The sequence below is a fragment of the Burkholderia sp. ABCPW 11 genome, assembly GCF_001523445.1.
In the GTDB taxonomy this organism is placed as follows: domain Bacteria; phylum Pseudomonadota; class Gammaproteobacteria; order Burkholderiales; family Burkholderiaceae; genus Burkholderia.
The window spans coordinates 133,487-142,267 of sequence record NZ_LOVM01000098.1 but is presented as its reverse complement, the minus strand read 5'-3'; the positions used below and the strand labels follow the sequence as shown (position 1 = coordinate 142,267).

Annotated in this window: 7 protein-coding genes; 1 reads left to right on the top strand and 6 read right to left on the bottom strand. The window is 66.2% G+C overall.

Features of this window, described 5'->3' with window-relative positions:
- Positions 1-394: 394 nt before the first annotated feature.
- The 6 genes from phaP to WS61_RS32145 all read right to left on the bottom strand — a co-directional run bounded on the left by phaP (position 395) and on the right by WS61_RS32145 (position 5,444).
- The gene (gene phaP, locus WS61_RS32170; protein ID WP_059506684.1) at positions 395-979 is read right to left on the bottom strand and encodes a TIGR01841 family phasin; all 585 of its coding nucleotides are present in this window, start codon (positions 977-979) and stop codon (positions 395-397) included.
- 497 nt (positions 980-1,476) lie between these two features.
- Positions 1,477-2,241 (bottom strand): ParA family protein, encoded by a 765-nt coding sequence (locus tag WS61_RS32165; protein ID WP_059506682.1) that lies wholly within the window; start codon positions 2,239-2,241, stop codon positions 1,477-1,479.
- A 100-nt stretch (positions 2,242-2,341) separates the two neighbouring features.
- Positions 2,342-2,965, bottom strand: coding sequence for a DNA-3-methyladenine glycosylase (locus WS61_RS32160; protein WP_059506681.1), 624 nt, complete (start codon positions 2,963-2,965; stop codon positions 2,342-2,344).
- Positions 2,952-3,482, bottom strand: a complete 531-nt coding sequence (gene mug / locus WS61_RS32155) for a G/U mismatch-specific DNA glycosylase (RefSeq protein ID WP_059506679.1) — start codon at positions 3,480-3,482, stop codon at positions 2,952-2,954. Before mug ends, WS61_RS32160 begins: the two co-directional genes overlap by 14 nt.
- 122 nt (positions 3,483-3,604) lie before the next feature.
- Positions 3,605-4,153 (bottom strand): single-stranded DNA-binding protein, encoded by a 549-nt coding sequence (locus WS61_RS32150; protein ID WP_059506677.1) that lies wholly within the window; start codon positions 4,151-4,153, stop codon positions 3,605-3,607.
- A gap of 103 nt (positions 4,154-4,256) precedes the next feature.
- Positions 4,257-5,444, bottom strand: a complete 1,188-nt coding sequence (locus WS61_RS32145) for an MFS transporter (protein WP_059506675.1) — start codon at positions 5,442-5,444, stop codon at positions 4,257-4,259.
- Positions 5,445-5,708: 264 nt separating this feature from the next.
- Here WS61_RS32145 and uvrA point away from each other — a divergent pair, with 264 nt between their 5' ends.
- Positions 5,709-8,594, top strand: a complete 2,886-nt coding sequence (gene uvrA / locus WS61_RS32140; RefSeq protein WP_059506673.1) for an excinuclease ABC subunit UvrA — start codon at positions 5,709-5,711, stop codon at positions 8,592-8,594.
- The last annotated feature ends 187 nt before the right edge of the window (positions 8,595-8,781 follow it).

Here is an 8,781-nt window from a genome sequence, read left to right as displayed (position 1 = left end):
TGGATCACCGTCGCGCCCAGTTCCGGCGCCGCAATCTTTGCCAGCGAGCCGCCGAATTTGCCGACCGCGGTCCGCGCGGCCGATACGATCACTACATCCGTCATGTTCAATCCCTGCGTTGAAATCAGTTCGTCGTTCTGACGCCGGCACGAGGCGGCTGCACGTGGCGATGGCGTGCGCCGGGCCATCCGGCGCGAGCGCGGCCGCATGCCGCCGCATGGCGGGCAGCATCCGTTCGCACCGGCGGCACGGCACACCGCGGCACGGGCAACCGTGCACGGTCGTCTTGCGGCGCACCGGGCGTTCGCCGGACCCCGCGTGGCACACGCGGCGTCCGGCGTCATCCGGCGCCGGTCAATCGTGTCGCGCCTGCGCGCGACACGCACTCACGCGGTTACGCTGCCGATTCGCGCGCAGCCGCTGCGTCCTTGCGGGCGGCGGCCGCCGTCTGCTTGGCGCCGCGCGTGGCCGTTTCGCTGACCGCATCGAAGCCGCTCTGCGCCGCTTCGAGCGCCTGACCCGTCGCCGCACGCACGGAGTCGGCCGCGGCGCTCGCCGCGGACAGCGCCGAATTCAGCGCGGCTACTACCGGCGCCGAGCCGGCCGGCGCATGCTTCGACAGTTCGCCGAGCACGTCCTTCAGACGCTTGTCGTTCTGCTCGTACTGCGCCTGCGCGACCTTCGCCCATTCGGACTGGGTCGACACCGCGATGTCGAACAGATGGCGGCCGTACGACACGACCTTGCCGGCCGCTTCCTGCGGCGCGGCAACCTGCTGCGCGAAGCCTGCGGCCGGGTTGTTGCCGTTGAACGCGTTCTTCAGCTTGTCCTCGTATTCCTCGAGCGCCGTCCTGGCCGCCTGCAGGTTGAGTTCGACGACGGCCTCGAAACCGTGGATCGCCGGACGGGCGATCGCGAACCAGGCGGCGATACCGGATTGATAATCGGCGGCGAGTTTTTCGGGGGCAAATACGGACATCGGGCACGCTCCTGTTAGCAATGCGAGAGACGACTTGAGAAAAAATGGAAGCTTGATCGACACCCGCTTCCTTATTGACAACCCGTCACCCATTTGGGCGCGGGCAGTTGAAGGAAGCCATTCTAGAGCGATTAATTGTCAATTAAGTGGCATTAATGATAGGTATAAACCCTTATTACCCTTTAGAGCGACCGCCGAAGCTTGCGGGGCGCCGACCTCGCAACCCCGATCTCGCCTGCTCCGACCCGCAATGCATTTTTACCTTTTGCAGCATAGCGCAACCTGGTGTCGCGCAATATTTACCAATTCATTATTCTGCTTATTAGAAAACCGGCCCTCTTTGGAAATCAAAAACCATCTGTGTAATCGTTTTTCTGGATTTGCCATGAAATCGTTTTCGGCCTTATTAATAACGAATTCAATAATCGGACGAATTACGGGACGCGATAAAAAAAGGCCGCTTGAAGCGGCCCCGGTCGACGCGGTCGGGCGCGGGATCAGCCAGCCAGTTCGCGATGCAGCGCGCGAAACTCCTGCGCGAGCTTGTGCGTCGGCTCGAGATGGATCACCGGCGTCGACTGCTGATGCGATTCGCGGATCTTCACCGACGCGGACAACCGCGACGCGAGTACCGGCAACCCTTCGTCGACGAGTTCGTCGACCAGCCGTTGCGGCAGGCTCGCGCGCGGCTGGAACTGGTTGATGACGATCCCTTCCACCTCGAGCGCCGCGTTGTGGTCCTGCTGGATTTCCTTCACGTTCTCGAGCAGCGTGTACAGCGCGCGGCGCGAGAAATCGTCGCAGTCGAACGGGATCAGGCAGCGTTCGACCGCGATCAGCGCCGAGCGCGTATAGAAATTCAGCGCGGGCGGCGTGTCGATGTATACGGCGTCGTACATGTCGAGCTCGTTCAGCGCATCGCGCAACTTGTAGATCTTGTAGCGCGATTCGAGCTTGCCGTGCAGCGTGTCGAGATCCGGATGCGCAGGCATCACGTCGAGCCCGTCGAACGGGGTCGCGTGGATGAACGACGCGATGTCCACCGGACGGAAGTTGAAGGTCAGCGCGGTTTCGAAGAAGCCGGCGACGCCCGGTTGCGCGTCGGCCGCGGCGTCGCCGAGCAGGTAGCGCGTCGAGCTCGCCTGAGCATCGAGATCGATGACGAGCGTGCGCAATCCTTCGCTCGCACTGATCGCTGCCAGGTTGCAGACGATCGTCGACTTGCCCACGCCGCCCTTCTGGTTGAATACGACCCGCCGCATGGTGTCCCCTCGATCGAAACGTCGAAACGGCCAGCTTAGCCGGTCAATCATGGCGGCGGCGTGACGCGGGTCGAATTGGGCGCGACTTGTGCGGCAGCCGTTACCTGCGCGGCACCGCGCCCGATACGTACCGGTTGCCGGGCACGCTCCACCGCCACGGCAGATCCCGGCCGACGCGAATGCCGATGCGCGGCCCGCCCGCCGGGTCGGCGGGCGGCGCCATCCCGTCGTCGACGATCGCGAACCCTTCATGCGCGCCGACCAGGTCGACGCCATCCTGCGCGCCGCCGATCCCCATCGCCTGCGTCAACCGCGCCGGCCCGCGGCACAGGTCGCGATCGCGCGTGCGCGGCGGCCGCGCCGCACGCATCCGCTCGAGCCCGTGCAGCGGCTCCAGCGCGCGGATCAGCACGCCCGTTCCCGCGCCGTCCGGGCCACATACGCAGTTGCAGCACCAGTGCATGCCGTACGTGAAATAAACGTAGAAGTGCCCGGGCGGCCCGAACATCGTCGCATTGCGCGGCGTCTTGCCGCGATAGGTGTGCGCGGCCGGATCGAGCGCGCCCGCATACGCTTCCACTTCGACGATGCGGCCGGCCCGGCCGTCCGCGGCCGCGAGGATCTTGTTGAGCAGCTGCGGCGCCACCTCGGTGGCCATGCGGTTGAAGAATGCGCGCGGCACGATGGTGCCGGGCCATGGAGCCGCGGTCTTACTGCGTCGCATCGTGCTTCTCCGCCGTCGCCGCGAGATGAAGCTCACGATACGCATCGACCAGATCGTCGAGCGCGAATGCGAGGTTTCTCCCGCTGGGGTTGGGCAGCACCCACACCCGCGCTTGCCGGATGCGCGATGGCTGCGATCCCCACGCGACTTCGCGCTGCCCCGACAGCGCCGAATACGCCGCCTTGCCGAGAAACGCGACGAAGCGCGGCGCATGCTGCGCGACCTTGTGTTCGAACGCGGCGGCCGCGGCCATGAATTCCGCGCGCGAAAGCTGATCGGCACGCGCGGTCGGTCGCGGCACCACGGCCGTCAGCCCGCAGCCGTAACGGAGTATCGCGCGATCGTCCTGCGGCGCAAGCTCCGTCGGCGTGAAACCCGCGAGATGGATCACGCGCCAGAAGCGGTTGTTTCTTCCCGCGAAGTGATGGCCGGTCGCGGCCGCGATCAGGCCGGGATTGATCCCGCAGAACAGGACGTCGAGACGGGGAGCGATGAGGTCGGGGAGTGCGTCAGCCACGTTTCATCCCGAGCGCGGCGGGCAGGCGCGACGTAAACGAAGCAAGGCCCGAAAACCCGGGCCAAGCGACTGGCTTGACTCGGACATTCGGGCCCATCGTGATGCGGGGGTGCGACTTGCGATCAGAACGGAATATCGTCGTCCATCTCGTCGAACCCGCCGCCTGCCGGTGCGCTCGGACGGCTCTGGCCGCCACCACCCGCACCGCCACGCGTCGCGCCGCCGGCACGACCGCCGCCACCGCCGCGCTCCGCCTGCTCGCCGCGGCCGCCGCCACCACCGTAGCCGCCGCCATAACCGCCTTCGTCACCACCGCCACCGCCGCCGCCCGAACCACCGCGGCCGCCGAGCATCTGCATCTGTTCGGCAACGATTTCGGTCGAGTAACGGTCCTGGCCGTCCTGGCCCTGCCACTTGCGCGTACGGATGCGGCCTTCGATATAGACCGACGAACCCTTCTTCAGGTATTCGCTGACGATTTCCGCCAGACGGCCGAAGAACGCGACGCGATGCCACTCGGTCATTTCCTTGAAATCGCCGCTCGCCTTGTCCTTGTAGCGATCGGTCGTCGCGAGACGGATGTTCGCAACCGCGTCGCCGCTCGGCAGGTAACGGACTTCAGGATCGGCGCCGAGATTGCCGACGAGGATGACCTTGTTGACGGATGCCATGTGTTTCTCCAGTAAATTCGATGCGGGGCCGCCCGCGAAAGCCGTCGGAGCGGCCCGCCGGGCGAGCCGGCGAACGCCGCCCGTGCCTGCCCGACGATCAGATTCAGGCCTTGCGCGGCGGCGCTTTCATGCTGGCCGCGATTATAAGCCACGCGGCAACGAGCCCCGAACACGTGTAAAACACCGTGTTCGCCCCGCCGTGCTTCAGCAGCCAGCCGCCCACGATGCCGCCGAGCGCGAGCCCGACCGACTGCGTGGTGTTGTAGACACCCGTGGCCGCGCCCTTGCGCGAACCCGGCGCGAGCTTCGACACGAGCGACGGCTGCGACGCCTCCAGGATGTTGAACCCGAGGAAGTACACGAACAGGATCGCCGCCACAATCAGAATGGTATGCGGTGCGCTGCCGAGCAACAATTGGCCGATCAGGATAGCCAGAATGCCGCCGAGCAGCACCGGCTTCATCTTGCCCCGCTTTTCCGCGACGATGATCGCCGGCACCATCATCACGAACGCGAGCCCCATCACCGGCAGGTAGACCTTCCAGTGCGCGGCGACCGGCAGCCCGCCGTCCACCAGCAGGCGCGGCACGACGAGGAACAGCGCCGTCTGCGTCGCATGCAGCACCAGCACGCCGAAGTTCAGGCGCAGCAGCTCGACGTTGTGCAGCACCTCGGCGAACGGCGCGGGCACGTGCACGGGCTTGGCCGCGTCGGGCACGATCCACAGCACGACGCCGATCGCGAGGATCGACAGCACGCCGACGATCGCGAACAGTCCGCTCATCCCGACCCAGTGGAACACGATCGGCGCGCCGACGATCGCGACCGCGAACGACACGCCGATCGAGCCGCCGACCATCGCCATCGCCTTCGTGCGGTTCTGCTCGGAGGTCAGGTCGGCGATGAACGCGAGCACCGCGGACGACACCGCGCCCATCCCCTGGATCACGCGGCCGACGATGATCCACGTGATATCGTGCGCGAACGCGGCGACGAAGCTGCCGAGCGCGAAGATCACGAGGCCCGTGGCGATCACCGGCTTGCGGCCGAACTTGTCGGACGCCCAGCCGTAGAAGATATAGAACAGCGACTGCGTGACGCCGTAGGCCCCGAGCGCGATGCCGACGAGCAACACGTTGTCGCCGCCCGGGATGGTTTTCGCGTAGACCGAGAACACCGGCATGATCATGAACAGGCCGAGCATGCGCAGCGCGAAGATCGCCGCGAGCGACGTGGTCGCGCGCAGTTCGGGCGCGGTCATGCGGGAAGACGTGGCAGACGGATTGGACATCGGGAATGAATTTCGAATGATCGGAATGTCCGCCCGGCGGCGGGCGGCGGAAGATCAGGACCGGCGGCCTGGCGGCCTTTCGGGGCCACACGTCGGGGCCGGATGCAGGCGGCCTGCGGGCCGCCCGGAACGTGCGGCGCGACCGCTTTCCCCGGCGCAGGTATCGCCTTGCTGCCACCTGCTGTAAAGGCTGGGGGCCGTAAACGACGGTCTCGAAAAGCCGTTATAGTAGCAGGTTTGGTTCCCTCCATTTTCGCCAGGTTCATGGAACAGATCCGTATCCGTGGGGCACGCACCCACAACCTGAAAAACGTCAATCTCGACCTGCCGCGCCACAAGCTGGTCGTGATTACCGGGTTGTCCGGGTCGGGCAAGTCGTCGCTCGCGTTCGATACCCTTTATGCCGAAGGCCAGCGCCGCTACGTGGAAAGCCTGTCCGCGTACGCCCGCCAGTTCCTGCAGCTGATGGAGAAGCCCGACGTCGACCTGATCGAGGGGCTGTCGCCGGCGATCTCGATCGAGCAGAAGGCAACGTCCCACAATCCGCGTTCGACCGTCGGCACGGTCACCGAAATCCACGACTACCTGCGACTTTTGTACGCACGTGTCGGCACCCCGTACTGCCCCGACCACGACATCCCGCTCGAGGCGCAGAGCGTGTCGCAGATGGTCGACGCGGCGCTCGCGCTGCCCGAGGAAACCAAGCTGATGATCCTCGCGCCCGTCGTCGCGAACCGCAAGGGCGAGCACGTCGAGCTGTTCGAGGAGATGCAGGCGCAGGGCTTCGTGCGCTTTCGCGTGCGCTCGGGCGGCGGCGCCGCGAACGAAGGCGTCGCGAAGATCTACGAGGTCGAGTCGCTGCCGAAGCTGAAGAAGAACGACAAGCACACGATCGACGTCGTCGTCGATCGCCTGAAAGTGCGCCCGGACATGAAGCAGCGGCTCGCCGAATCGTTCGAGACGGCGCTGCGCCTCGCCGACGGCCGCGCGATCGCGCTCGAGATGGATACCGACCGCGAGCACCTGTTCAGCTCGAAGTTCGCGTGCCCGGTCTGCTCGTACTCGCTGCAGGAGCTCGAGCCGCGCCTGTTCTCGTTCAACAACCCGATGGGCGCGTGCCCGGAATGCGACGGCCTCGGTCAGATCACGTTCTTCGACCCGAAGCGGGTCGTCGCGCACCCGTCGCTGTCGCTCGCCGCCGGCGCCGTGAAGGGCTGGGACCGCCGCAACCAGTTCTACTTCCAGATGCTGCAGAGCCTCGCGGCCTTCTACGAATTCGACATCGACGCCGCGTTCGAGGATCTGCCCGAAAAGATCCGGAAGGTGCTGCTGTTCGGCTCGGGCAAGCAGACGATTCCGTTCTCGTACATCAACGAGCGCGGCCGCACGACGATCCGCGAGCACGTGTTCGAAGGGATCATCCCGAATCTGGAGCGCCGCTACCGCGAGACCGATTCGGTCGCGGTGCGCGAAGAGCTGTCGAAATACCAGAACAACCAGCCGTGCCCGTCGTGCGACGGCACGCGCCTGCGTCGCGAGGCACGCCACGTGCGGATCGGCACCGGCGACCACGCGCGCGGCATCTATGAAATCAGCGGCTGGCCGCTGCGCGACGCGCTCGGCTATTTCGACGGGCTGACGCTCGAAGGCGCGAAGCGCGAGATCGCCGACAAGGTGATCAAGGAAATCGTCGCGCGCCTGACGTTCCTGAACAACGTCGGCCTCGATTACCTGTCGCTCGAGCGCAGCGCCGAAACGCTGTCGGGCGGCGAGGCGCAGCGGATCCGGCTCGCGTCGCAGATCGGCTCGGGCCTCACGGGCGTGATGTACGTGCTCGACGAGCCGTCGATCGGGCTGCACCAGCGCGACAACGACCGCCTGATCGCGACGCTCAAGCATCTGCGCGACCTCGGCAACTCGGTGATCGTCGTCGAGCACGACGAGGACATGATCCGCACGGCCGACTACGTCGTCGACATGGGCCCCGGCGCGGGCGAGCACGGCGGCATCGTGGTCGCCGAAGGCACGCCGAAGCAGGTGCAGTCGAATCCGCAATCGCTGACCGGCCAGTATCTGGTCGGCAAGCGCGTCATCGAGTACCCGGACGAGCGGCTCGCACCCGATCCGGAGCGGATGCTGCGCATCGTCGACGCGCACGGCAACAACCTGAAGCACGTCGATCTCGAACTGCCGGTCGGGCTGCTGACCTGCATCACCGGCGTGTCGGGCTCCGGCAAGTCGACGCTGATCAACGACACGCTGTATCACGCGGTCGCGCGCCACCTGTACGGCTCGGCTGCCGAGCCGGCGCCGCACGAGGCGATCGAGGGCCTCGAGCACTTCGACAAGGTGATCAACGTCGACCAGTCGCCGATCGGCCGCACGCCGCGCTCGAACCCGGCCACGTACACGGGCCTGTTCACACCGATCCGCGAGCTGTTCTCGGGCGTGCCGACCGCGAAGGAGCGCGGCTACGATCCGGGCCGCTTCTCGTTCAACGTGAAGGGCGGCCGCTGCGAATCGTGCCAGGGCGACGGCGTGCTGAAGGTCGAGATGCACTTCCTGCCGGACGTCTACGTGCCGTGCGACGTGTGCCACGGCAAGCGCTACAACCGCGAAACGCTCGAAGTGCAGTACAAGGGCAAGAACATCAGCGAAGTGCTCGACATGACGGTCGAGCACGCGTACGAGTTCTTCAGCGCGGTGCCGGTCATCGCGCGCAAGCTGAAGACGCTGCTCGACGTCGGCCTCGGCTACATCCGCCTCGGCCAGTCGGCCACGACGCTGTCGGGCGGCGAGGCGCAGCGCGTGAAGCTGTCGCTGGAGCTGAGCAAGCGCGACACCGGCCGCACGCTGTACATCCTCGACGAGCCGACCACCGGCCTGCACTTCCACGACATCGCGCTGCTGCTGGAAGTGATCCACCGGCTGCGCGACCAGGGCAACACGGTCGTGATCATCGAGCACAACCTCGACGTGATCAAGACGGCCGACTGGGTGATCGACCTCGGCCCCGAAGGCGGCGCCGGCGGCGGCCAGATCATCGCGCAGGGCACGCCCGAGCAGGTCGCGAAGACGAAGGCGAGCTTCACCGGCAAGTACCTCGCGCCGCTGCTCAAGCGTCCGACCCGCAAAGTCGCGGCCGGCTGACGCCGTTCCGCCGGTTCCGCCCTTCCCCGCGCGCGGCGGCCCAGCCGCGCGCGTGTCGACGGCAGGCCGCCCCCTCGTTTTCCCTTCTGCGTTTACACCACGCGCCAAACGGCCCGTTTGCGGACCATAATGGCAGCTATACTTTACGGTCGTAAGGTTCGCCATCCGCACCAATCCGGTGCAGCAT